Source organism: Spirosoma oryzicola, from assembly GCF_021233055.1.
In the GTDB taxonomy this organism is placed as follows: Bacteria; Bacteroidota; Bacteroidia; order Cytophagales; family Spirosomataceae; genus Spirosoma; species Spirosoma oryzicola.
The window spans coordinates 117,311-143,655 of sequence record NZ_CP089542.1 but is presented as its reverse complement, the minus strand read 5'-3'; the positions used below and the strand labels follow the sequence as shown (position 1 = coordinate 143,655).

15 protein-coding genes are annotated in these 26,345 nt (G+C 50.6%); 11 read left to right on the top strand and 4 right to left on the bottom strand.

The genetic code is table 11. The annotated features are described in order from the left end of the window. Positions 1–2: 2 nt before the first annotated feature. The 6 genes from LQ777_RS27625 (at position 3) to LQ777_RS27600 (ending at position 11,708) form a co-directional block, all read left to right on the top strand. On the top strand, positions 3–3,275 hold the full coding sequence (locus tag LQ777_RS27625; RefSeq protein ID WP_232563526.1) for an efflux RND transporter permease subunit: 3,273 nt from the start codon (positions 3–5) through the stop codon (positions 3,273–3,275). A gap of 11 nt (positions 3,276–3,286) precedes the next feature. Continuing rightward, entirely contained in the window at positions 3,287–4,414 is a 1,128-nt protein-coding gene (locus LQ777_RS27620) for an efflux RND transporter periplasmic adaptor subunit (protein ID WP_232563525.1), read from the top strand. A gap of 56 nt (positions 4,415–4,470) precedes the next feature. Further along, positions 4,471–5,778, top strand: a complete 1,308-nt coding sequence (locus LQ777_RS27615) for a TolC family protein (protein ID WP_232563524.1) — start codon at positions 4,471–4,473, stop codon at positions 5,776–5,778. A gap of 6 nt (positions 5,779–5,784) precedes the next feature. Then, positions 5,785–6,882: an efflux RND transporter periplasmic adaptor subunit gene (locus tag LQ777_RS27610; RefSeq protein WP_232563523.1), complete on the top strand. Its 1,098-nt coding sequence runs from the start codon at positions 5,785–5,787 to the stop codon at positions 6,880–6,882. Positions 6,883–6,990: 108 nt separating this feature from the next. Beyond that, positions 6,991–10,134 (top strand): efflux RND transporter permease subunit, encoded by a 3,144-nt coding sequence (locus tag LQ777_RS27605; protein WP_232563522.1) that lies wholly within the window; start codon positions 6,991–6,993, stop codon positions 10,132–10,134. Positions 10,135–10,145: 11 nt separating this feature from the next. Next, entirely contained in the window at positions 10,146–11,708 is a 1,563-nt protein-coding gene (locus tag LQ777_RS27600; RefSeq protein ID WP_232563521.1) for a capsule assembly Wzi family protein, read from the top strand. 254 nt (positions 11,709–11,962) lie between these two features. Here LQ777_RS27600 and LQ777_RS27595 read toward each other — a convergent pair whose 3' ends face one another. Continuing rightward, positions 11,963–13,366, bottom strand: coding sequence for a S8 family peptidase (locus tag LQ777_RS27595; protein WP_232563520.1), 1,404 nt, complete (start codon positions 13,364–13,366; stop codon positions 11,963–11,965). Positions 13,367–14,324: 958 nt separating this feature from the next. Between LQ777_RS27595 and LQ777_RS30555 the strand changes: the two genes are divergently transcribed. From LQ777_RS30555 to LQ777_RS27580, 4 genes are all read left to right on the top strand, one after another. Further along, positions 14,325–14,456, top strand: a complete 132-nt coding sequence (locus tag LQ777_RS30555) for a hypothetical protein (RefSeq protein ID WP_255720927.1) — start codon at positions 14,325–14,327, stop codon at positions 14,454–14,456. A 307-nt stretch (positions 14,457–14,763) separates the two neighbouring features. Then, positions 14,764–15,186, top strand: coding sequence for a hypothetical protein (locus LQ777_RS27590; RefSeq protein ID WP_232563519.1), 423 nt, complete (start codon positions 14,764–14,766; stop codon positions 15,184–15,186). A gap of 28 nt (positions 15,187–15,214) precedes the next feature. Further along, positions 15,215–15,361, top strand: a complete 147-nt coding sequence (locus tag LQ777_RS27585) for an OmpA family protein (RefSeq protein ID WP_232563518.1) — start codon at positions 15,215–15,217, stop codon at positions 15,359–15,361. A 485-nt stretch (positions 15,362–15,846) separates the two neighbouring features. Then, positions 15,847–16,032, top strand: coding sequence for a serine hydrolase (locus tag LQ777_RS27580; protein WP_232563517.1), 186 nt, complete (start codon positions 15,847–15,849; stop codon positions 16,030–16,032). 248 nt (positions 16,033–16,280) lie between these two features. Here the strand turns inward: LQ777_RS27580 and LQ777_RS27575 are convergent, their stop codons facing one another. The 3 genes from LQ777_RS27575 to LQ777_RS27565 all read right to left on the bottom strand — a co-directional run bounded on the left by LQ777_RS27575 (position 16,281) and on the right by LQ777_RS27565 (position 20,942). Further along, complete coding sequence (locus LQ777_RS27575; RefSeq protein WP_232563516.1) at positions 16,281–16,844, bottom strand: hypothetical protein; 564 nt, start codon at positions 16,842–16,844, stop codon at positions 16,281–16,283. 207 nt (positions 16,845–17,051) lie between these two features. After that, positions 17,052–19,778, bottom strand: a complete 2,727-nt coding sequence (locus tag LQ777_RS27570) for an outer membrane beta-barrel protein (protein WP_232563515.1) — start codon at positions 19,776–19,778, stop codon at positions 17,052–17,054. A 1,068-nt stretch (positions 19,779–20,846) separates the two neighbouring features. Next, entirely contained in the window at positions 20,847–20,942 is a 96-nt protein-coding gene (locus LQ777_RS27565) for a hypothetical protein (protein WP_232563639.1), read from the bottom strand. A gap of 2,240 nt (positions 20,943–23,182) precedes the next feature. Here LQ777_RS27565 and LQ777_RS27560 point away from each other — a divergent pair. Beyond that, positions 23,183–26,332 carry a SusC/RagA family TonB-linked outer membrane protein gene (locus tag LQ777_RS27560; RefSeq protein ID WP_232563514.1) on the top strand — a complete coding sequence of 1,050 codons (3,150 nt, stop codon included), beginning with the start codon at positions 23,183–23,185 and terminating at the stop codon, positions 26,330–26,332. Positions 26,333–26,345 lie beyond the last annotated feature (13 nt).

Below are 26,345 nucleotides of genomic sequence, written 5' to 3'. Positions count from 1 at the left end.
CTATGCATGGTTTAATCAAAGCAGCCTTACGCCATCCGATTGCCGTGATGGTGGGGATGCTGGCTATCGTTATCTTTTCGACCTTATCGATTCGAAAGATTTCCGTCGATATTTTCCCCGAGCTGGATCTGCCCACCATTTACGTCATTCAGCCGTACGGGGGCATGGCGCCGGACCAACTGGATGGGTTCGTCGCGGCTCAGTACCAGAACCTGTTTCAATACGTAACGGGCGTTCGCAACATTGAAATCAAAAGCACGCAGGGCCTGGCCTTGCTGAAGCTGTCTTTTTATCCGGGAACGAACATGGGACAGGCGGCCTCGGAGGTGACGACTAACGCCAACCGGGCCAGAGCGTACATGCCCGATGGCACCGTACCGCCCCAGATCGTTCGGTTTGATGCCAGCTCGGTGCCCGTTGGTCAGCTGGTTTTCAACTCGTCGACACACTCGCTAAACGAAATCCAGGATTATGCAGCGTCGCGCATTCGGCCTATGTTTTCCACGATTCCGGGGGTTGCGTCTCCGCCACCCTTTGGCGGTAACCAGCGAACGGTGGTGGTGCGGGTTGACCCCAGTCTGCTGCGGAGTTATAACCTGACTCCCGATGATGTTGTCGACGCGATTTCCGACAGCAACCAGCCCTCGGCGGCTGGTAATGTGCGCATTGGCAAGCTGGCGTATATGTCCCCCGTTAATTCGCTTATTCAGAACGTCAGCGATTTTCTGGACGTACCGATCCGGAAAGGAAACGGGCCGAATGTGTACGTCCGCGACGTGGGTACGGTTGCCGATGGCGCCGACATTACCGTTAGCTACGCGCTGGTCAACGGGAAGCGGGCCATCTATATTCCGGTGGTTAAGAAAGCCGATGCGTCAACGCTGGACGTGGTCAAGAACGTACGAAACACGCTGCCCGCTTTACAGGCTGCCGTTCCGGAGGATGTGAAGCTGTCGTACGAATTCGACCAGTCGGTTTACGTCGTCGAAGCGGTCAAAAACCTGATTAGCGAAGGGATTCTGGGCGCGGTGCTGACGGGCCTGATGGTCTACCTGTTTCTGCGCGATCTGCGGAGTGTGCTGATCGTTGTCGTCACCATTCCGCTGGCGATTTTATCGGCGGTGCTGATGCTGGACCTGTGGGGGCAGACCATCAACACGATGACGCTGTCGGGGCTGGCTCTGGCGATCGGCGTGCTGGTTGACGAAGCCACCGTGACTATTGAAAACATCCACCAGCATCTGGAGACGGGGAAGGCGAAAGGCCGCGCCATCTGGGATGCCTGTAAGGAAATTGCCTTACCGAAGCTGCTGATCCTGCTTTGTATCCTAGCCGTTTTTGCACCGTCGTTCCTGATGGAAGGCATTCCAAAATCCATGTTTTTGCCGCTGTCGCTCGCCGTTGGCTTTGCCATGATCGCTTCCTTTTTGCTATCGCAGACGCTCGTGCCGGTACTGGCAAACTGGCTGATGAAGAGCCACAACGGTCACGCTACCGCCGATCACGCTCATGAGGACGAGGCCCCTGAAGTCGAAAAAATTCGTCTGGAAAACCAACAGATTCAATCCGAAGCCAGACTGGTAGATCAGCACGGACCCGATACCCAAAAAGTGGGTGGGTTTGAGAAATTTCGGGTGCGCTATACCCGGCTGGTAGAGCGGATTCAGCCGTATCGAAAAGTGACGGTGCTGGCTTATCTGGGCATCAGCCTGGCGTTAGTTGTCTTCGGTTTCAGTCGGTTAGGCACGGATATTCTACCCAAGGCCAACACGACGCAGTTTCAGATGCGCTTGCGGGAGCCCGATGGTACCCGGCTTGAGGTGACCGAACGGGCCACCCGTCAGGCACTCAAACTTATCAACGAGATTGTCGGGCCGGAGCACGTGCGGATTACGTCGGCTTACGTGGGTACGGTCCCGTCCAGCTACGGTACCAGTTCTATTTTCGTGTACACCAGCGGGTTCCACGAAGCCATTATTCAGGTGGCGCTTCACGAAGATTACCACGTCAACAATGAACAGCTGAAAGAAAATATCCGGGCGCGGGTTGCTCGTGATATGCCCGACACGAAAATCTCGTTTGAGCCCATTGAGCTGACCGAAAAAATTATGAGCCAGGGGGCGTCGACACCCATTGAAGTAACCGTCGGGGCTAAAAACATTGGTCAGGCGCATCAATTCGCGAAAAAGGTTGTGAGTGAGTTACAGGCCATTCCGTACCTGCGCGACGTTCAGATCACCCAGCCGCTGGCCGTGCCTACCCTGTCGATGAAGGTCGATCGGGTGCGGGCTGCAAAGCTCAACATGACGGCGGAAGAGGTGTCTCAATCGATGGTAGCGGCTACTTCGTCGAGCCGGTTTACGGAGCGCAACTTATGGATCGATCCTAAATCCGGCCTGGGCTATCAGGTGCAGGTCACCATCCCGGAGTACCTGATGAACAGCGTCTCGGCGGTTGAGAATATTCCGATCAAGTACGAAAACGGCAACCGGCATATTCTGGCTGATGTGGCTTCGGTAAGCACACGACTCACACCGGGCGAGATCGATCGGGAAGGTCCCAATCGGCTGGTTACCGTGACCGCCAATATTGTGGGTAAAGATCTGGGAACCGCCGGGGCAGCCGTTCGGAAAGCGGTCGACAAGGCGGGCGAACCACCTCGTGGCGTTGTGGTTAAAACCAAGGGACAGATTCAGCTGCTGGCCGATACGCTTAGCAGTCTCCAGACCGGTCTGGCCATCGCTATCGTCGTCATATTCCTCTTGCTGGCTGCCAATTTCGAGTCGTTCAAATTGTCGCTGGTGGTCCTGTCGACCGTCCCCGCCGTGCTGGCTGGCTCGCTGCTGATGCTGCTTGCCTGCGGAGCAACGCTGAACCTGCAATCGTACATGGGCATGATTATGTCGGTGGGGGTGTCGGTGTCGAATGCGCTGCTGCTGGTGACGAATGCTGAGCAGGTCCGCCTGGTGAACGGCAATGCCAGTTGGGCGGCCCGGATGGCGGCCAACACCCGACTGCGCCCCATTCTGATGACGGCCATTGCCATGATCGCCGGTATGATTCCTATGGCGTCCGGGTTCGGCGAAGGGGGCGATCAGGTGGCTCCGCTGGGGCAGGCCGTTATTGGCGGACTCTTTTTCTCCACCGTAGCCGCGCTGCTGATCCTGCCAAACACCTTTGCCTGGGTGCAGGGGAAATCGTCGCTCGATTCTACGTCGCTCGATCCCGACGACGAAAACAGTCAATATTATCACCAGGAACACGCCTTGTTGTAGGCATTCGAACTATGAAACCACGCACCATACATACGAGTCTCTTTCTGCTGCTTATGATGAGCCTGATGGCTTGTTCACACGATGAAGAGAACGAGAAAAAGGAGGAATCAGCCGCGCTGCCGCCAACCTACACGCTGGCAACCGTTCGGGCTGTGAACAACTCCCGCGACCTGACGCTACCCGCCGATTTGAAGCCGTATTACGCAACCCGCATCTTCCCCAAAGTGAAAAGCTTTGTGCAGAAGGTGGCTGTCGATCGGGGTTCGCGGGTGCGGAAAGGGCAGTTGCTGGCCGTTCTGGAAGCCCCCGAACTGACGGCTCAACTGGCCGAAGCGCAAACAAAAATTACGCTGGCCAACAGCTCCCTCACCAATGATAAGGCGCTCCTGAACCGCTTGTTAAAAGCGTCGCAAACGGCGGGAGTGGTGGCGGCCTCTGAAATTGATCTGGCCCGGAGTCGGGTAGCCGCCGACAGTTCGCTACTGGCGGCTGCCCAGGCAAACGTGAAGGTTGCCCGTCAGATGACAACGTACCTGCGCCTGGTCGCTCCGTTCGATGGCACCATCACCGAGCGTAACGTATCGGCGGGGGATCTGGTCGGACCCGACGGCAATACCGCCAACGCCGTGCCGCTTTTTGTGCTGGAAGACAACAGCCGGTTGCGTCTTACCCTGGCGGTGCCGGAATTATACGCCGATGCCGTACGGGATGCTGTGGGAATCACCTTTTCGGTGCCCGCGCTGCCGGGGCAGACATTCACGGCCAAACTGGCCCGAACGTCGGAAAGCCTACAGGAAAACGTCCGGGCGCTGATTACGGAATTTGACGTGCCAAACGCAAACCGGAAGCTCAGCGCGGGTATGTACGCCGACGTTACGTTGCCGCTACACCGCCGGGTGGCTACGCTGGTTGTGCCCGCAACGGCTGTCGTCAATTCAACCGAACAGGTATTTGTGGTCGCTGTCCGCGATGGGAAAGCCCACCGGGTAAGCGTGCGGAAAGGGCTGGATCTGGGCGAAGAAACTGAAGTATTCGGCTCGCTCCGGGTGGGCGATCAGGTCGTGCTGGCCGCTTCCGACGAAACGCAGGATGGCGACATCATCAAGGCCGGTTCGGCGCTATCGGCCCATGTCAAGTAACGAAGTAACGGTTCAGGGTGAATCGATTCGCATAAGCTAGGTTTTTTCTTTTCGTTATGTTTTTCTCTCGTCGCTCAATCTATCTATTCTGGGTTGGCTGCTGCTCACTATTGCCGTTGTGGGGAGCCGCCCAGCCTGTTTCTGACACGCTGCGGGTTAGCCTGCCTCAACTGGAAGAACGGTTTCTGAGCCGTAATTTCCAGCTGCTGGCGCAGCGTTATCAGATTAGCGCGGCCGAAGCCGAGGTTATTCAGGCGGGTTTGCGCACGAATCCAAACCTGGAGGTAGCCACCAACCTGTATAATCCCAACACGGGGAAGGTGCTGCCCCTGTCGACACCGCCAGTCTCCGACATCAACAACGATGTCTACAACAGCGGTTATTACGCGGCTGAACTTCAGCAGCTTATTCGGTTGGCGGGTAAGCGGACCAAACTCGTGGCGCTGGCCGAAAGTAACCGCGCGTTGGCGTCGATCACCTTCCGCGACATCCTCCGAACGTTGCGGTATCAACTCTATACGTCCTACGCGAACCTGCATTACGACCTGGAAGCGATCCGGCTGCTGCGTGGCGAAGAAGAGCGGCAGGGACGTCTGATCGAATCGTTTCGACTGGCGCTGAAAACGGGTGGCGTTTCCCGCTACGAGTTAACGCGCCTGGAAGTGGATCGGCGGGAACTGCGCACCAACATCGCCACGTATCGCAGCCAGATTGCCGAAGAGCAAGCGACGTTGCGGGTGCTGTTGCGGCAAACGACCCCTGAATTCATCCTGCCCGTTCAGGTTCCTGACGCAGTCCCGGCCTTGCCAACGGTCGAACTGTCGATTGATTCGGCGCTGGTCAACCGGCCGGATGCCGCCCTGGCACGGGAGCAGATCATCAACGCCGAACGGCGACTGAATCTGGAACAGGCCAGCCGCACCCCTGACCTGACGGCGGGAGTGGCCTACGAGCGGTATGGGAACACGTACGTGAACTTCACGGCCATTAAGCTGAGCATGGACCTGCCGTTTTTTAACAGGAATCAGGGCGGTATTAAAGTCGCCAAACTGGGCATAAAAAGTGCGCAGGCTGGGCTCGACAATCAGGAAAGCGTTGTCCGCAACGAAGTAATCGAAGCCTATGAGAAGCTGACACTCTATTACGAGCAGAACGCCACGTTGCCCCCCGACTACCTGATTCAGTTGCAGAACATATCCGTCGAAGCCACAAAAGCCTACAATAACCGGGTCATCAGTTTGCTCGACTATCTGGATAAAATCCGTACGCATCAGTCGGGTATCCTCAATTACATCGCCCTGCGGAACAACATTTTCCAGGCGCAGCAGCAACTCAACTTTACGACGAATACCCGTTTTTTCTAACAAGCTATGAAATCCCTAAACGCCTTACTACTTACTGTTTTCGCGGGCAGTGCGCTGCTTTCGGGCTGCCAGAAGCGGGAGCATAGTGCCCCGACGTCGGCGGCCGATTCGACCAGTAGCTACCTGATCGATACCGTCCGAAGTATGCCTCCCCAGCAGCAGTTGACGCTCAACGGGTCGGTCACGTTCGACCGGGACGATGTGATTCAGGTGTTTCCGCTGGTCAGTGGGAACGTCGAAAAAATCAATGCGCCCCTGGGTGCTTACGTGCAGAAGGGACAGGCGTTGGCGACGATTCGGTCGGGCGATATTTCTACGTATGTCAACGATTACCAAGCCGATAAGGCGGATCTTGAAGTAGCCCTGCAAAGCGAAAAAAACGTAACGGCGCAGTACAAAGCCGGGTTTGCCTCGGAAACGGATTACCTGACGGCGCGCAGTGCGGTCAAAAAAGCGGAAGAAGAACTCAGTAAGTCGGCCAATATTCTGCGGGTCTACGGCGGCAGCAGCAGCTCGGGCAACCCGTATTTCACCGTAAAAGCGCCCATCGCGGGCTACGTTGTGCAGCGGGACGTCAACGCCGGGCAGGACCTACGCTCCGACAGTCAGAATCCCTTATTTACCGTTTCCAGTCTGAAACAGGTCTGGGTGATGGCGAATGTGTACGAGCAGGATATTCCGCTCGTTCGGCAGGGACAGCCGGTAACGGTTCAATTGTTAGCCTATCCGGACAAGGTATTCAAGGGCACCATTGATAACGTGAGCAGCGTGCTGGACGAGCAGGCCCGCGTGCTAAAAGTCCGGGTTGTGCTGGCGAATCCAAGCGGGCTGCTCAAACCCGACATGTTTGCCACCGTCCATGCGCAGCTGAACAGTACCCCCAACGCCCAGTCGCAACTGGCCGTCCCGCAAAAAGCCATCGTCTTCGACCGGGATCAGTACTACGTGGTTGTTCAGACCGCTCCGAATAAATACGCCGTCCGGGAAGTGGCCATTAGTCAGAATACAACCCGCTACGCATTCGTTACCGGCGGTGACTTAAAAGCCGGCGATCAGGTGGTAACGGAAGGTAGCCTGCTCATCTACAACGACTTAATGGGCTAAGCCAATTTTGAATGAGTGAATGAGTGAATGAGCGAATATGGCTGGCGCAAGCTACTCTGCCGGATGGTATTCGCTCATTCACTCATGCGCTCAATCATTCATTAAACTATGAATAGCTTCATCCGCAGGATTATCACGTTTGCGCTAACCAACCGGTTTGCTGTTTTTTTCGGTGTTTTTCTCATTGCCGTCTGGGGGGTGATCTCGTTTCTGAATACGCCCGTCGAGACATTTCCCGATGTGACCAACACCAACACCATTGTTATTACGCAGTGGCCAGGTCGGTCGGCCGAAGAGGTCGAACGGTTCGTTACGGTTCCGCTCGAAACCGAGCTAAATTCCATTCCCCGCAAAACGACCCTGCGTTCGGTGTCGCTGTTCGGGCTGTCGGTCGTGACGATGATCTTTGAGGATGGGGTCGATAATTTTACCGCCCAGACCAACGTCTCGAACCGGGTTGCGGGCGTGACCTTGCCCGAAGGGGCCGACGCCGAAGTGCAGCCGCCTTACGGGCCCACCGGGGAAATTTATCGGTTTACGCTGGAGAGCAAAACAAAGGACGTTACCGAACTGAAAACCATTCAGGACTGGGTCATCGACCGGCAGATCAAGAGTGTTCCGGGTATTGCCGACGTGGTTAGTTTCGGCGGAAAAGTAAAGACCATCGAGGTCAGCTTAAATCCAACCTTGCTGACGAATTACGGCTTTTCGGCGCTCGACGTTGACGAGGCTATTCAGCAAAGCAACGTCAACGTAGGCGGGGATATTATCAAAAAAGGCAATCAGGCGCTGGTCGTTCGCGGCATTGGTTTGCTGACCAAGCCGGAAGACGTCGCGGGTATTATCATCGACAACGTCAACGGGGTACCCATCAAAGTGAGGGATGTAGCGACGGTCAAGGAAGGGTTTCAGCCCCGGCTGGGCATCGTCGGGCGCGACAAACAGGACGACGTGGTGGAGTGCATCGTAGTCATGCGGAAGGGCGAAAACCCCAACGAGGTGATCCCGGCCCTGAAAGCAAAAATTGAGGACCTCAACACGCGCATTCTGCCGAAAGATGTCAAGATCAAGACGTTCTACGACCGAACGACTCTCAACAATTATACGCTCCATACGGTCGGTGAAAACGTCGTCGTGGGGATTGTGCTGGTGACGTTTATCCTCCTGATTTTTCTGGCCGACTGGCGGACCACGCTGACTGTTGCCATCGTGATTCCCCTGGCGCTGTTGTTTGCTTTTATCTGTCTTCGACTGCGGGGAATGACGGCCAACCTGCTGAGTATCGGGGCGCTGGATTTTGGGATCATCATCGATGGGGCCGTGGTGATGGTCGAGGGGTTGTTTGTGATGTTGGCCCACCGGGCCGAAAAACTGGGCATGACCAAGTTCAACGGGCGGGCCAAACTCAGTTGGATCGCGCAGACGGCCACCGAAATGGGTAAATCCATTTTCACGTCCAAGATCATTATCATCACGGCGCTCCTGCCCATTTTTACCTTCCAGAAAGTAGAGGGTAAATTATTTAGTCCGCTGGCGTGGACCATGGGTTTTGCGCTGCTGGGATCGCTGGTCATTACCCTCACGCTGATTCCGTTGCTGTGTAGTCTGCTGCTCAGGAAAAACGTACGGGAACGGCATAACCCGGTCGTTGCGGGCCTGACCAAAATATACCAACCGGCTCTGCAATGGGCCATTCGGAAGCCACGCACCATCATTGGCATTGCGTTGAGTAGCCTTGTTTTTTCGCTGTACATATTCAGTGCGCACATAGGGTCGGAGTTTTTGCCCCAACTCAACGAAGGGTCTATCTACGTACGGGCCAGTTTACCCTATTCCGTATCACTGGACGAAAGCTATTCATACACCCGAAAGCTACGGGCCATCTTCAACGAGTTTCCGGAAGTGCGGGGCGTTATCTCGCAGACGGGCCGACCCAACGACGGAACCGACCCGACGGGGTTCTTCAACAATGAGTTCTTCGTGGATTTGTACCCAAGCGAAGACTGGACCCGGTCGATCACCAAGGACGAACTAGTCGAGCAAATGCAGCAGAAGCTGGCTCGGTTTAAAGGGATTTCCTTCAATTTCTCTCAACCCATTTCGGATAACGTGGAAGAGGCCGTTTCGGGCGTAAAGGGCTCATTGGCTATAAAAATTATCGGTGACGATCTGACCACGCTGGACAAACAGGCAACCGAAACGTTCAACGTCATGAAGCAGATTCGGGGGGTGAGCGACCTGGGCGTGTTCCGTAACCTGGGGCAACCCGAGTTCCGCATTACGCTTGATCCACAAAAACTGGCCTTGTACAATGTTCCCACGCAGGATGCACAATCGGTCATTGAAACAGCGGTTGGTGGCAAAACCGTAACGCAGTTTTACGAGGGCGAGCGGAAATTCGATATTAAAGTCCGCTACGATGAGCGGTTCCGGTACACCCCCGAGCAGATCGAGAATTTGCTGATTCCGTCGCGTTCAGGCAGTAAAATTCCACTGCGGGAGCTGGCGTTTATCGGAACGCATAGCGGGCCGGCGTTTGTGTACCGGGAAGGAAACTCCCGCTTCATTGCCATCAAATTTTCCGTCCGTGGGCGCGATCTGGGCAGCACCATTGCCGAAGCGCAGGAGAAAGTGGCGCAGACGGTCAAGCTACCCGACGGCTACCAGATTCGTTGGGCGGGCGAATTCGAAAATCAGACGCGGGCCGAGCGGCAACTGGCGATTGTTGTGCCCATCAGTATCACCATCATATTCCTGATTCTGCTGTTCACCTTCAGCAGTGCCATCGACGCGGCCGTTATCATCCTCAACGTGCCCTTTGCCCTGATTGGCGGCATTTTAGCCCTGTGGCTGACCGGTTTCAATTTCAGTATATCGGCCGGGGTGGGGTTCATTGCCTTATTTGGCGTCTCCGTACAGGACGGTGTGATTCTGGTGAATCGATTTAAGGAAAACCTGCGGAATAAGATGCCTATGCTCGATGCCGTGCGGGAGGGGGCGCTCTCGCGGGTTAGGCCCGTCGTCATGACCGCTCTGATGGCTTCGCTGGGTCTGCTGCCAGCCGCCTTATCGACAGGCATTGGTTCCGAAACGCAAAAGCCGCTGGCCATCGTCGTTATCGGCGGACTCATTACCTGCACCATTCTTTCGCTGCTAATCCTGCCCGTCGTCTACAACCTGATTTACAGACACATTGACAGGCAACGGATGAAAAAAGAAAAGGCCAGACTCACCTCAGACATAACGGTATAAAACACGGAAAAATGCTCAGATTCCACTCTTCGGTAACCATGTATTGTCTGACGGCCGGGTTAGCCTGCTCTACTGGCGAATTACTGAAAGCACAACCTGTTGCTGGCAACGAAACACCTGTCAACGGCTTTATCGAAACGGGGGGCTTCGTCGTGAATGGAGCTATGCCGTTCTGGTTTCGGGCGAATCAGTCCGGCATAGTACCGCTATCCGGGTCAACAGGGCAGTTGCGAATGGGCTTGTACCGAGACAACTACCGCGTTGATCGTAGGGATAGTTTGATAAGGCCAAAAAACATTGACTGGGGGTATGGCCTTGAAGTGGTAGGCAACACTGGGCAGCAAAACCAGCTGATACTACCCGAAGGCTACCTGCGTGTACGCTGGAAACAATTCGAAATCTACGCGGGCCGCCGACGGGGGATGGTTGGTCTGGTTGATACGTTGCTTACGTCAGGGTCGTATGCCTGGTCGGGTAACGCCTTACCCATACCCAAAATTCAGATTAGCACCATTGGCTATGTTCCTATTGGCCTCACAAAGGGTTTCGTAGCGATCAACGCCTTATTCAACCATGGCTGGTTCTCTTCGGGATTTGTCAGAAATAGTTACCTGCACCAGAAGGCACTTTACATTCGTCTCGGAAAGCCTACCGCCAAGGTAAACCTGTATTTTGGAGGAAACCAGGAAGTTCAGTGGGGTGGATTTGCTCCAGGTTTAGTGGGCGTGCCTGGCTTGTCGGACAATATGGACGGGCGTTTTGCGTCGGATTTGGACGCTTTTTACCGAGTCATTATGGCCACATCTGGCACCGGCTACGTTCCTCCGCAGGGTGTCATCTCGATAGATCAGGGGAATCGGATCGGTAACCACCTGGGGTCATTTGACGGCGGTATTGAACTAAAAATGAAAGGATACAAGGTGTTCGCGTATCGGCAGAATTTGTACGAGACCGGGGCACTGTTTTATTTGACGAACATCACTGATGGCTTACATGGCATTCGCATTCAACGGTCGCAACCAAATCGGCGTCCATTTTCAGTTGATCGCTTCCTTCTAGAGTTCTTCAATTCAAAAAGTCAGGGCGGTCCAGAGTTTGTGATTGATGACCCGCAACGACGAGGACGAAACAACTACTTTAATCACTCACAATACCAGGACGGTTGGACGTACCAGGGCCGTACTATTGGAACGCCATTCCTAACCGCAAGGGGAGAAGCTAATCCTTCTTTGCCCCAAAATTACCCAATCACGAATAACCGGGTATCGCTGTGGCACATGGGTATCGCGGGGAAAATAGGGCAGCAAGTAAACTGGCTGACAAAGCTGTCATACAGCCAGAACTACGGGACTTATGACTTTCCCTATCCAGCCGGTACGAATCAATTGTCGGTTCTGCTGATGGTCAACGCTTCCGTACAACTCCCTATCTTGAAAAGCTGTCAACTTAATTCGTCGTTCGGCTTGGATACCGGCCACCTGCTACCCAATTCGTACGGTTGTTACTTCGGCGTCCGAAAAGCCCTCTTCGACGACGTTAATTATCTTCTAGGAAAAAAAAGAATTACAAATTGAACTAGGTTTCGCTTCGGACTTGTATGCTGCTAACTGCAATTGACAGCTATTAAAAATAAGCATCTCATAAAATGCTCCCGATTGAGATGAAAGCATATTTCGGTGTGAGCAGCTTAAATGAAAGATACTATGACATTTCTACCCAAAACTTGCCGATGACCCCTGATAACGGCTTATGGCGGCCAATTAACTGATATTAAAAAAAAAGTGCCGGAGTAAACCCCGGCACCTGTCAATGCACATGCATCTGGTATTTAAAATGAACTCACCCGCAGCCGGTCGCCGGTTACGGTCTTGCCCGACAGTGAACTGGTAGCAACCCCAGCGTTTAGAATCGCTGACTTGATCTGTGAAGCCGTAGCTGATGGATTGATTGATTTGTATAAAGCGATCGCTCCTGTTACGTGTGGCGTCGCCATCGACGTACCGCTGTAGGCACCGTAGGCTGGTGTTGTTCCGGTGTACGGCAACGTCGACTGGATATTTGATCCGGGTGCGCCAATGTCAACCGTTTGCGCGCCGTAGTTCGAGAAGCCTGACAGAGCACCCGACGACGTGATTGATGCAACAGCGATTACGTTGGCATTGGTGTAGTTGGATGGGTAGTTTGGTGTAGCGTCGTTATTATCGCCCACGCCATCACTACCGCCGTTACCAGCAGCAGCCACGAATAGGATACCCGCGTTGTTAGCCCGACCAATCGCGCTTTGCAGCGACTGTGAGTAGCCACCACCGCCCCACGAATTGTTACTAGCTACGATGTTTAGTCCGTGACGTGTTTTCAGGTCGGTTAGGTAGTCGATGGCTTTGATAGCCGCCGTTGTCGATCCACCACCGGAGCCCAAGAACTTTAGCGAAATCATTTTTACGCTCCAGCAGACACCCGCTACACCCGCACCATTGCCGCCACGGGCACCGATCGTACCGGCAACGTGCGTACCATGGTCGTCACCCGTACCATCGTATACGCTGGCGTCGTTGGCGGCAAAGTCCCACCCATTTACGTCGTCAATGTAGCCGTTACCGTCATCATCAACACCGTTTACTGTTTCGTATGGATTTACCCAGGCGTTGGCGCTTAGATCGGCGTGTGTCGTCATGTACCCTTCATCGATAATGCCGACGATAACCGAGCTCGATCCGGTTTTGTTGTTTGCCCAAGCTGTTCCGGCTGCGCTGCCAAACTGGTTGGTAGGCGATGTAGATGGACCGTACATACCCCACAGCGAGCCGTTTGTATACAAGGGGTCATTAGACGTAGCCTGGTGGGTATAAATGAAGTTGGGCTCGGCAAATTCCACGCCTGGCACGCCATTCAGCAGGGTCAGCACCTGCGCGATTTCTTTGCTTGTTTTTACCCGCAGAATGCCGTCACTGATACCAGCATCCTGCATTGTTTTAGTCAAAATCGTCTCGGCAACGGTACCACCAATCAGGTTAAGGATAGGCAGGCGGCCAACGGCGCTCAACCCGTTGGAGAACTTGATCAGCACTTCCCCCGGCACGTATTGCTCACCAGTTGCCAGACGCGCACTCGCCATTGTGTTCACCGGCGTTGGCGTTTCGATATCAAGGTCAGACTTACAATTGCTAACAAGGAATCCTGTTGCCAGCACAGCCGTTGCCATGCCCAAACGATTCATTACAGATTTCAGCATAACTATTGGTCTTAGAGTTGATTAACTGTATTTTTAATTGGTATTTAATTTTACAACAATACGTTGTTCTGCCTAGTGTAGATTCCCTACTATATATATTAATTTTTTTACATAATTACATATTTAATGTATCTCATTGATTAACAATAGACTACATCAGCTACCTCTCAGTAAATTTTTTTTTAAATTTTTGCACTAAGTAACCCCTATTTGGGCACGTCAACCATGTACCAAGCCACCTTTACCGCCCGGCTGGTTTGACGAGAAGATCATCGGTTGATTATTGAACTGCTGAGAAATACGCGTTAGAATTGGTGGGTACTGGTTGCTAACCGAGTTTGTTGTTAGCCATAAATTGTAGGTGCAGAGAACAATGAATCATATTGTACCGAAATCGGCTATATGACTCAGTTGACTTAATTGCATGAAACTGTTAGGTTCGCTGCGTTCATTTATGAAACAGCTATACTTTCTCTCGATATCTAGCGGTTTATGCGCTTTTAATATATTCGGGTAGTAAATTAAAGGGAGGTACATCACGATCTGACTAAGTTATCCAACCGACAGAAAGAAATTTTACGGTTACTAGTGCCATTTTTCTTTTGTGATTGTGTTGTCTTGGGCGTGACATAGAAGTGTTGTGAAAGTCAAAGCCAGAGACGCTATAGTTTTTATAACAGTTGTATTGTTGATACGTGAATTAGTCTGTAAAGAAGGCTACTTCTTTTTTATGAAAGAACGTAGTAATGAGTTTGGCGTTGGCTCATAGCTGAGCTAAGGGGTCTATCACGGCTTTGGCCAACGGCTCTAAATTTATAAACACTTGGTTTTTTAGGCTCCACTTCAGGTGGCTCTATAGCAACTCGACCGGATTTAGTTCTGGACTCTAGGCTGGTCAGCGTTCCAAATGGATTCGGCCTGCTCGCTGGCTAAGCCAGTTCTTAAACAACTCACTACAATGAATGGCTGCCCCCTCCGCAAAGGCGGCCCTGCCAAATCACCAACAAGTTTCGTTTACGGTATCGGCTACACAAGCGCTCCAAAACCAGACGATATCCTGACTTGTGAAGGGCTGATCCTGGCCACCTAGATAGATCCGTCCGTTGGGCGTAATAGCGGCTATCAAGCCAAGGTGAGTGCGTCCTGCTTGCTCTACCACGATTGGGGTTTGGCCTTTAGGGGCTCACTTATGAGCCAGCATGGGCAAATAGCTAACCGACGGTCCGCCACGTGGCTGATTTATCAATATCGACAATGACACGTCCGTCAGCCTTAGCTTTTTTTAAGCGCAGGTAAGTGTTCCTCTCGCCACTGTTGGACGGCAGCTGGGTTTTGCTGACGCGCCTTTTGCGGTGGTCGCTTCGGCGATCCGATTCTGACGGCTTCAGCCGACACGTTTGCGCAAACGACCTACTTGGGATGGGTCTTTCGATAGTGAAATTACCAGCCAGGAATATGACCGCTATCACAACCAGGCACCCTATTTAGGGGAGGATGGGTCTATCGGCTATACCGACGAAAACATAAAAGTGTATGTCATTCGCCGAGCTGATGGGAGTGATGTCTATATTCAGTTGAGTGGAAATAGTGCTTCGGGCAAACTCAACATTCTCCAGAAAGAAGCCTTTAAACAAACAATTACCCTGCTCAAATCGGATCAGATACAACGCCAACTGGCCCAAACCGGGAAAGCGATACTCCACATAAATTTTGATGTCGATCAGGCGACGTTGAAAGCGGACGGGAAGGATGCGGTAAAGGAAATTATACCTGTACTGACTAGCGGCAAAAGTCTAAAGCTGCGAAGGCTATACCGATGATACGGGCAACGCTGACCATAACAAAACGTTGTCTGAAGAGCGGGCTAAAACGGTCCTTACTGAGTTGACTGCGTCGGGTATCGACCCATCCCGGTTGAAATCCGTAGGCTACGGGGCACAAAAGCCCTTAGCCCCCAATGATTCTGAAGAAAATAGAGCCAAAACCGGCGGGTAGAACTGGTAAAGCTATGACAGGCGAGTAGCCAGGGGTCGATCCGCCTTTCGAACGGCAGCCTATCCACGATTTCTAGATCGGTAATAGCCTACTGAAACGAGCGAAGAATGATAGACGGGGTAATTACTAAAGCGTCTTACCGATCCTCACGCCAGCATATTCTGTTGTGCAGGCGGGCTCATGTAGCCAATGGGCATGAAGTTTAGCTATAGATTATAAGACAATCTCTCAATTTCTCAAAACTCGTTCGACTATGTTTTAAGATTAGTTGGTTGCCTCAACATACTGTGTTTACTAAACACAACAAGAATGAAAATTATCGGACTGCTCATCGGGCGTTATTAGGCCAACCTTTGCTCAGATTGAGCCATTACAGACCCAAAATTCAACAGATTATTGATCATAAACGGGCAACCGTAGGGGTGGGTATCTATGATTTTGGCAGCCGATAAACATTTACCATCAATGGTGATAAACATCTGCCGATGCAGAGTGTATACAAGTTTCACGTTGCTCTGGCGGTACTGAACCAGGTAGACAAGGGGCGCTTCAAACTCACGCAGAAAATGCACGTAAAAAAAAGCGATCTGACGCCTAACCAGCACAGCTCGATGGGGGAGGCCTATCCAAATGGCGAGGTGGATCTGCTGCTGTTTGAACTGATTCGGTAAATTGTTGCCGAAAGTGATGGTAGCGCCTGCGACTATCGCTTCTGGTTGCTGGGTGGGCCAAAACAGGTCGACCTTCAATACTTTTCTTAGAACAATCCCTATAGTTGTATCAATCTAGATAAGGATAGTCAGGCTAGGCGGGAAGGTACGGGTAATTGGAAGGCTCGACATGGCTAGCGTAACCGTATAAAAAAATATCCGCTTTACACCATTGATACAGATGTAAAGCGGATATAAAAAAGTTTCGATTAATAGGTCAGTGACCAATAATCAGTACTCGAGTTCGTGACGGTTTCTACATAGAGGGTATACGTGCGACCGCTAACTTTTGTCACTGAAAAACTACCTGAAGTTGCACCCGAAATACCAGAGAATCCCCAGGGGCCTGGACTAGACGTATAACCTATCCAGTTATTGTAAGGGTCTGACGGAGGGGGAGGGCTACCAGCAGGATTCGTATTGTAAGCAGAATTGTGATGCCCGTACCATGAATTTCCTACACCATCCTGCACATAAAACCGATTTGGGGTATCTCCTGCGTTAAAGGAGATCGTAAAATTACTCCCGTTAGCAATGTTGCTTAGGTCCAAGGGATAAGCACCATAACTGTGGAAACCTTGACCCGAAGGATAACTCCCACTAAGAGAGCCCCCAAAAACATGCTTGGTAATAGAGGAATTAGCTAGAACACGTTTGTTTGTTGCTTTGACTTCTTTTAGGCCCGGCAGGGTATAATCAAAACGGAACGAACTAAGGCTCGTACCTAGTAAAACAGCAACTAAAAGGACGACAGATAGGGAATAGGTTCTCATGTGGTATGTTGGTTTGAGTTAATACTAAGTTAACTTATTTATCTTTTCAAAACCTATTATCTTTTATCTAAATTTACAAATTTTAATAAGAATTATGCAATTATAGTACCAGTCATGAATGTTGATGTTATTAGTATCGCTACTACTATTTTTTATTTATAAATAGAAAGCTTGTTATTGATATTCAGTGCCTAGTTTGGCTAGGCTTTATGGCTTGAGTTGGCTTGCTCCAAACTGTCGGAGATTATAAACGAAACTAACGAGCAGATAGCGCCTGATCGCCAGGTTTTGGCCGTCTTCAACATACGTGTCACCAACCGTGCGTGTCAGGCTGCGATTCTGGTTGAGTAGGTCAAATACTTGCAGGCGTAGCTCTCCTGCGTCCTGTTTAAAGAGCGAGTAAGTGACATAACCGTTCCACAAAACATACTGCTGATTATAGCCTGCTGAACGCCCAGCAGTTGTTGTGATGGATAAATCGGTAACTAAGCGCAGACCGAGGGGCAGTTGACTACTAATGCCCGTTTGTAGCGTAGCGGTCAAGGCCTGATTTGTCCCATTGTGTTGCAACGAATACGAAGTTGCTTGATAGGAAATCGTTCCAGCCAGATTAACGGTTACCCTGGGGCCTACCGTTGTATTAAGCCGAACCGTTTGTCCAGCCAATAAGGCTAGTGAACGATTCAACTGGTTATTAATAAACGTTACTCCCCGATTAAGATTTACTTGAGTTGTCAGGCCAAACGACCCAATCAGGGGACGTAAATGCATCTGCTGTCCTACAGTCAGCAGGCCAGTGAGTGTCAAGTATCCGTCGGTATTAATAGGCTGAGTGGTTTGAACCCCGTTGGCGTCTATATTGGTTGCCAGTACGATTCGGTGGCGCGTCAGTTCGGCCGTCAGCATTGCTGATGTGGATCGGCTGGTTTCGGTCTGGAATTGGTTGTAATTAAGGCTAACTGAATGCGTATATTCTGGACGTAAATTCGTATTGCCTGTCTGGACAAACACCGGGTTTGTTACATCAGCGACTGGTTGCAGCTGAGTGACGGAAGGGGCAGTCATTCGGGTTTGATAAGTAAGCTGTATATATCGATTGTTACCTAACTGTGGCTGAAAGACCGCATAAGGAAGTAGGGTAAGGTAATGCCGACTAAGCGAGGTGCTAGTAGTTTGATTGAAGGGTTTCAAACGGGCCTGCTGCATATCCAGACCAAGTGTGTAGCGGTACTTTGTCTGATGGTACTGCCAGCCCATGCCAAAACCATGCGAAAGAAAGGCGCTCTGAGTTTGATTACTTAAAGTGGGGTTACGTTGTTCGACTGTCGGATTGGTTGGACTACGGTCAAATACGGTTCGATTTGATGTGCTTTGATTTAAATTGAGTTTGTAATGTATTTCCAGCGAGTGATGGTCATTGAACGGTTCTGTGTAAGCCAACGACAGATCATCGGTCGTTGATCGGGTATGTTGAGACGTTTGCTGATCTTGTACCGAATACAGGCTGTGCTGTGCGGAAACTGACGAATAGGCGGTTGTTACAGATTGGTTAAGTCCGTTGCTTGTCAGTTCATTAACTGACAAGCTATTATTTACTGAAAGGGTACGACCCGGCCGTCGAAATCGATGCATCCAAAGTACTGTTGGGGCTAATAGCTGATTTGTACTTTGCATCCGATTGTCGATTACACTTTGATTATTAAGTCCCTGTTGACCGTTCTTGGTTTGGATGGTCATAGCGGTTACCGTATTGTTCGTGTAGCTGTTTCCTGCTAAAGTGATTCGGATGAGATTCATTGAATCCATCTGAAAGTTAACCCCCATCGTAACCCGATGATTGAGTAGGCGACTCGACGTTTGGTTGCTAGTCGTTGTGACGAGAGACAGTTGTGCACTATCGGGTATAGCCTGATTAGGCTGTATTGTTTGTCGGCGTAGGCGTTGTTCTTGCTGGTTGTCGGTACGGTCAACTAAATAGCTAAAGGATAGGTCAAGCCGCTTGCCCAACTGGTTCGAATAGTTCAGACCAGCCCCTGCCGACTGGATAATACCCGATGAGAGCCCCGATCCACTGCTGGTAATAGGTAAACTGTACCCTGGCTGATTCAAATTATTAGCCTGTCCCAATAGAGAAACTTGTCGTCTTCCCGAAAACTGATTTACACCACCTCCGATCAGGTAGCGCCCATCCGTGCCGTAGCCCACACCTTGCTGACCGAACTGACCTCGGCGTGCTTCTGGTTTGGTGACAATATTAATCGTTCGACTGCGACTCCCGTCGTCAACGCCTGTAAACGTAGATTGATCAGATCGTTTATCGAATACCTGAATTTTATCAATTAGGTCGGCTGGCAAGTTGCGGGTCGCCATTCGCAGATCACTGCCGAAAAATGGCTGGCCATTAACAAATATTTGTTGGACGGCTTTTCCCTGCGCCATCACTCCGCCATTGCTCGCCACCTCTATGCCAGGCAAATTACGGATGAGATCTTCCACCACGCTGTTTGGACGATTGCTAAAGCTGCCTGCATCAAATTCAAGTGTATCATTTCTGACCCGAACAGGTTGGCGCTGTTGAACCCTTACTTCCCTCAACTGGATGGCTCTTGGTTTGATAAACAGCGTTCCTAGATCGGCTATCGGTCGTGCTCTCGATAAGACAACTGACTGATGAAGTGACCCATATCCTACGTAAGTAATCGTTAGCCAATAAGTACCACTTGTTTGGGTTAAGAACGAAAAGCGCCCCTGGCTATCCGCCAACTGAGTGGTTACCCGGAGCGTGTCGGAGGTTGACCGTAGCGATATGGTTGCCTGCGACAACGGATAATGGGTGACTGAGTCGACTACGACCCCCCGAACAATGAGGTTATTTATTGACTGGGCCTGCCCCCCCAAGCAGAATAATAGTAGTAATCCATAAGCGCATTGCATCGTAGGCTATCAGTTATTCATGCCCTCACTAGTTTTACTTTGATATTTAATCAACCTGCTTCCTACATGAGCTTCCTGACTTCCTGGTAACAAATTGCCATGAGTTATCTGTAGTGCGTACTATTTATTAAAACTTTTATTAGACGGTAGCTAGATTGGATCCATAATGTGTTTGGTTTGGTTGTTTTTCAATCCGTGAATAGGAGATTATAGTATTAATAAATACGAAGTTACTTCTCAGTTTAACAAGGAGAACAATGCTAGGCACAATATTTTACAATTAATTCTAAAATTTGTTAAATATAGGGTAGGCGATGGTTACTGGAGTGTTTCACTAGTTTATGCCTAGCCTGTCCAAGCGGGTATCGCAGACCCATTTGTCGTCTTAAATAGGTAGGGTATTGAACAGCAGTCGCTGAGCTGGATTTAAAAAAACTACCGGTCACTGTTGATTCAGCAACGTTCTTTCAACAGCCTTTACCCCTTGGCTGTTGAATCGTTCAGCTAAATGGCACCAGCAAACGTTTGGCCTACCTCTGGTCGTTGAGCTGTTTATCAAGATGGGGTTACCAATCATCTGATAGAGTTGGGCATCAGATAGGGCGCGTTAAAAAAAAGCTACAAAACCGTCACGACGCGAAAATAGCGTCTCAAACAAGGTCCCGTAATGAAAAAATGGAGATTTCCTGTGTCTCACTTGGAAACATTTTTAAAATACGTTCAATTTCCGCCAACTGTTCTCCTGGTTAGTAACCGATGGCTGCTGTTTATTGCATTTGGATTTATAAACTCTCTCCACTTATTTGTCTATATTCTGTGCTGGACATAATGGTCAGAATAGTAAACTAATTGGTTAGTTCCCCATATACCGGAGCCTGCTAAAACCAGCGATTTATATGGTTTAAACAAGGATTTGCTTATAATTTTTATTATATTTTTTCATTCTGGCGTACTAGGGCGCAGACGCAGTGAATTAGCCGCTTCGGCGGTCCGATTATTGCAGATAGTGTTTAAAACCAACATTCGATTTTTATCCTCCTTGACCTTGCGCTAATAACAGATTTGTAGCTATTCCTTGCTTTTAACAGCCGCCATAGAAGCTAGATGCAATAGAGTTTTTAATGACTTTCGATAGTAATGACTGACTCGAGTGCGTCCGCGAATACTACTTCCCGAACGATGTTCAAAAGGCGCTACGCCAGCGTGGCAATCGGACGAATCTAGCTAAGTCGATTCAGTAATAGCCTTTAACTCGTCAGTAACAATGATTATCTCAGTAGAATCAACACGGAGGTAATGTGATTAAAGAGATTTTTCAACTCCGTATTAGTCTGAATCAGGCTTTTGAGATTAGATTCTACTTGCTTAAGATCCTTTTTTAATGCCTCAAGCGAGTCTCCGCAGTGGCTTTTTAATTGTCGTTGCAGCTCTGGGTCACCGAATCGTTTTTGTTCTGTTAGGGGGACAGCCAGTTGGCTAATTGCAATCTATGGTGAAGCTGGCTCAACTCGATTAGTTGTTTCAAAACAGAACGAGTCGGTTGACAGATGGTAGACAATCTTGAAATTGATACGCGTATCGCACCGGCGAGCCGGTCAGCAACGCGAACCGCATCAATGGCATTCGACTTGCCCCGTTGCAGCCCACCAGCTTGTTTGATTTGGATTGATGCTTCCAGCCACAGGAAAAGCCTTATTGGTATAGTACTTCTAAGACTTGAGCACTGTAGATTCCTGTGTGTTCCAGACAGCAAATGATGTTGGCTAAAGTAAACAGAGGTAAGGCTATCAACTGTTTGACGACCTTATTAACTGCCTTCGGCGAATTGTCAGATTAAATTGATTAAGCCAGAAGATGTGTAAACTGCCCAATCGAGCGTGTTTTTCGACACGTCGATGCCAATGAAACAATACAACCGCATAAGATCTGTTTTTTAGAGGTGGTAATGCAAGTAGCGTGTCCCAATACTAAATACCTTGCTAACGGGTCTGTGGTCCACATTTTATATGAGCCGTACAAGTAGAGCTAGAGTGGGTAATAAATTGGCCGGCACGGGCCGCCCCACATAGGTCGTGAGCCTTTCCGTGCGATAGGGTAACCCACTCGGTTTTTCGTTAATTGGCAAGCTACCAAATCGTGGACTTAGTAGCCCTCAAACCTAAAGGCCGGAGCGGATAATTATTTAATCGAAGTATAAAAGAAATTAAGGCAGTGTGAAACCTCAAACAATGCCTAAAGTTAGTAATGCTTTTGTGTTAAAAAACCGCCGTGATATTGGTTTGCTTATTCGGCGGAAATCAGACTTTGGCTATACTATATAGTGCTGATAAATATGACATTGTTAAACTATAAAAGCCCTATTTTAATCGATGTTGCATAGTATGGCCATGACTTTGAGTTACCCGACTGATTTCTCTAAGGCGCTCAATTTGACGGGCGAATAGCCGATCGATTCGTTTCCTGTTGCGGATTGTGTTAATATCCGGATTGGCCGATCTCAATTGGTCGACGGGAAGGAGTATCGGGGGAAAATTGCATCGACGCGATGGTCCTTTTTGCTTTCAGATTCAGTTGGTTACTACCCGTGACAAGCAATCTGTGTAATTCTTTTTGCTACCCGGTTCTAATATTGATATAACAGGACTTCAACTAATGCATTTGGCCTTGCCAGGCGGTAGTGAAGTATTTGGCGATGCTTGCTACAAGGGCTATGACCGGGGCACCGCATCGACAAGAAGAATTGCGTGCTGATTGCAAGTATATTACCTTGAAGATTTATCGAAAAACCAACAGTAAACGGCCAGATCAAGTTTGGTAAGTTGCCTATAAGAAGGGCCTGCTCTAGCGAATTGAGCAGGCATTTACAGGGGCATACGGCGGTCAGATTACGATGCGGTTTCTCAAGAAGATTCATGCCGTTACCGAAGCAGTTCTCTCATCAAAATCCTGTCGATAGACTCTCGAACCAAACTTGTGATGTACAACTTAAATTACTATTATAATACCTGCTCCTACATCTCAGTGTCTGTCAAACTAGATCTATAGTGTATTTCTAATTAGGTAAGACTATTTCAGCACTCTTCGAATAAGCACACATTGCAAATCTTCGCCTTTACCGGCAACTGCTGGCTTACACTTTTCGATACTACGAAAGCCGACGCTTTAACAACTGATTAGAAATAGCCATCAAAAAACGCAATACCATTTTCCAACATGTTAGAATTGCTTAGTAACTGGATAATATCTGCATCGTATTGATTTAAAAATATTTTTCCTTTGTATAGTTCAAAAAATAGAAAAAGCGTGTCTATTGGTAATGTTCGATTAAAACAGAGCCAACCGTCAAGTAAGCACCCACCGTAACTGATAATCAACAGTATACGGTTAATCCTATCCTTTATTCTATGAAAAATAAACGACTACCAGCTAGTAGCGACTTTCCGGTTCGGACACGGCTATTAACCGTCTGTCTGGCAAGTACGGCTACGCTTTTTTCCTCACTGGCGGTGGGTAACCCCGCAACCGAGCGGGCGTATATACGCAATAGTAAGGAATTCAAACCTGCTATATCGATCCGAAATGGTCAGCTTGCGGACCGGTCTGTAGGCGGACGAATTACGGACGAGACAGGGGCCGGTCTGCCCGGGGTAAGTGTCCTGATCAAAGGCACGACCAGAGGGACAACCTCCGATGCCAACGGGAATTATTCGCTGACGGTACCCGACCAGGGGAGAACTGTGCTGATATTCTCGTTTGTAGGCTACCAGAGCAAAGAAGTGGAGGTAGGCTCGCAAACGTCGATTTCGGTTGCGCTGGTAACGGACGATAAAGCGCTGAATGAAGTGGTTGTCGTTGGTTATGGTACGCAGAAGAAAGCGGAAGTGACCGGGGCTGTGGTTGTCGCGACGGGCGAACAGCTCAACAAACGGATCGCGACCAACCCCGCTACGCTCTTGCAGGGGCAACTGCCTGGCCTTCAGGTACAGCAGTCATCCGGCGAACCGGGTAATGAAGGGGTTAGTCTGCGTATTCGCGGGGTCGGTACGTTTAGTGGAGCGGGCAACGATCCGCTGGTGATCGTCGATGGATTGCCCGGTAGCTTAACCAACCTCAACCCGAACGACGTTGCTTCGGTGTCGGTGCTCAAAGATGCTGCTTCGGCTGCTATCTACGGAGCCAGAGGGGCCAACGGCGTTATCGTCATTACAACTAAAAAAGGGAAGTCCGGGAAGGTTTCCGTCGGTTATACGTTCAACAACGGGATTACGCGGCCGACAAAACTGCCGACTGTCATTGACAACTCGGCGGAGTTTATGGAGCTGAGTAACGAAGCCCGGAGCAACTCGGGGCTGAATCCCATCTACCCGCAGTCGACCATCGATCTGTATCGGAACGCGACCGACCGGGTCAAGTACCCGAATCATAACTGGCTGGACGATATTTTTAGAACCGTTAACGTGCAGAACCACTACCTGAACGTCAACGGGGGGGCAGGGAATACGAATTACAGCGTAGGGTTGGGCTACACGAATCAGCCGGGCGTAATGCGCGGGTTCAATTTTCAGAAATACACGCTGCAATTTAACTTAAGCTCAAAGGTCAACGACTTCATTACGTTCGGAACCAACACCCTGCTCCGCTACTCAAACCGGAAAGGGCCGTCGTCGGGGGCCGGTGACACGTTTCTGGCTACGCTGGCCCAGTCGCCCCTGTACGGACCTACCTTGCCCGATGGCAGCGGCCTTTATACGTACAGAGCGTACAATGGTGAGGTGGGAAACAAAAACCCAGTCGCTTCTGCCGACAATGTGACGACCACGACCGACGATTACTACGCGCAGGTGAACGGATTTATCAACGTCAAACTAGCAGCGGGCTTGCAGTGGGAAACCCGGGGTGGTATTAATTTCGGGTACTGGAAATCCAACGACTTCCGACCTCGTATCCCGGTCTATTATTACTCCGATCTGAGTCAGGCGGGTCTGCTCGACGTTGGAACGCTGGGCTTATCGGTTAACAGCAATAACACGGCTTACACGGTTTTGTACAGTCAGCTGACGTACGATAAGCAGATCGGTAAAAATCATTTTACGGTGCTGGGCGGGGCGCAGCAGGAGCAGAACAAAGATCAGTCGCTGGGCGGTTTCCGCCGGGAATTTGCGACCAATACCCTGCGGGAGCTGAACGCGGGGCCGGTTGAAGGACAAACCAACTACGGTGGGGCTTCCCAGTGGGCGATTCGCTCGTTCTATGGTCGGGCCAATTACGACTACCAGAATCGATACCTGGTCGAAGCCAGTGCCCGCTACGATGGAACGTCCCGGCTACCGACCGCTACCCGCTGGGGCTTGTTCTACGCCGGTTCGGTGGGCTGGCGTCTAACCGAAGAAGCGTTCATGAAGAACATAACCTGGCTGAACGACCTGAAACTGCGGGCTTCGTATGGTAAACTCGGTAATCAGAATATCGGTACCTATCCTTACCAGAACGCGCTGTCGACGGCCAACTATCCGTTCAACAACAGCCTTCAGACGGGCTACTATGCCGCCGGTCTGGTCGACCAGTCGCTGACCTGGGAAACGACGCAGAGTGTCGATCTGGGTCTTGACCTGGCCGCGCTGAACGGACGCCTTACCGTTTCGGCCGACTGGTTCAACAAGGAAACGTATGATATTCTGCGCAGCTACCAGGTGCCGCTGTACGTTGGTCTGAATGCGCCGACGGTAAACAACGGGCGGGTTAGAAACACCGGCTTTGAAATCGAACTGGCTTACCGCGATAAGATCGGCAAGGACTTCACCTACCAGATCGGTGGTAACGTGCAGGCTTACAAGAATAGGCTGGTTCAGTACGGAAGCCGCGAAATTGGGGGGCAAACGATCCGGGAAGAAGGGCGACCACTAGACGAATTCTTCCTTTATCAGTGGGATGGTATCTTCCAGAGTCAGGAAGAGATCAACCGCTCGCCCAAGCAGCCCATTACGCCACAGCCGGGTGATTTGAAAATCAAAGACGTGAACGGCGACGGTAAAATTGACGCCAGTGACCGGACGTATACACCGGGGCGTTACCCGACGATATCGTACAACCTTAACGCGAATGCGTCCTGGCGCAATTTCGATCTGTCGGTGCAGGTCTTTGGCTCGGCCGGTCAGCGGCTGTACGTAACAGGCTGGGGCGCAGAGCCGTTCCGGCAAGGGTCTGTGCCCACGACCGACTGGCGCAACCGCTGGACACCAAGCAACCCATCGACAACGATGCCCCGCATCTACTGGGCCGATGGCTACGCACCCGTGCAGAACTATGCCTCTACTTATTTCCTGAAAGATGCCTCGTTTGTCCGGTTAAAGAACGTGCAGATTGGCTACACGCTACCTAATACGCTGGTTAGCAAGGCAAAAATGCAGTCGCTTCGGGTCTATTTCGCGGGTGATAATCTACTCACGCTGAGTAAGTTTCCGGGTCTGGACCCCGAACGTACAGCGGTGACGGATAACTACGTGTCCTATCCACAAAATCAGGTCTTTACACTGGGCGCTACCGTTCAATTCTAAGAGTATCCATCAC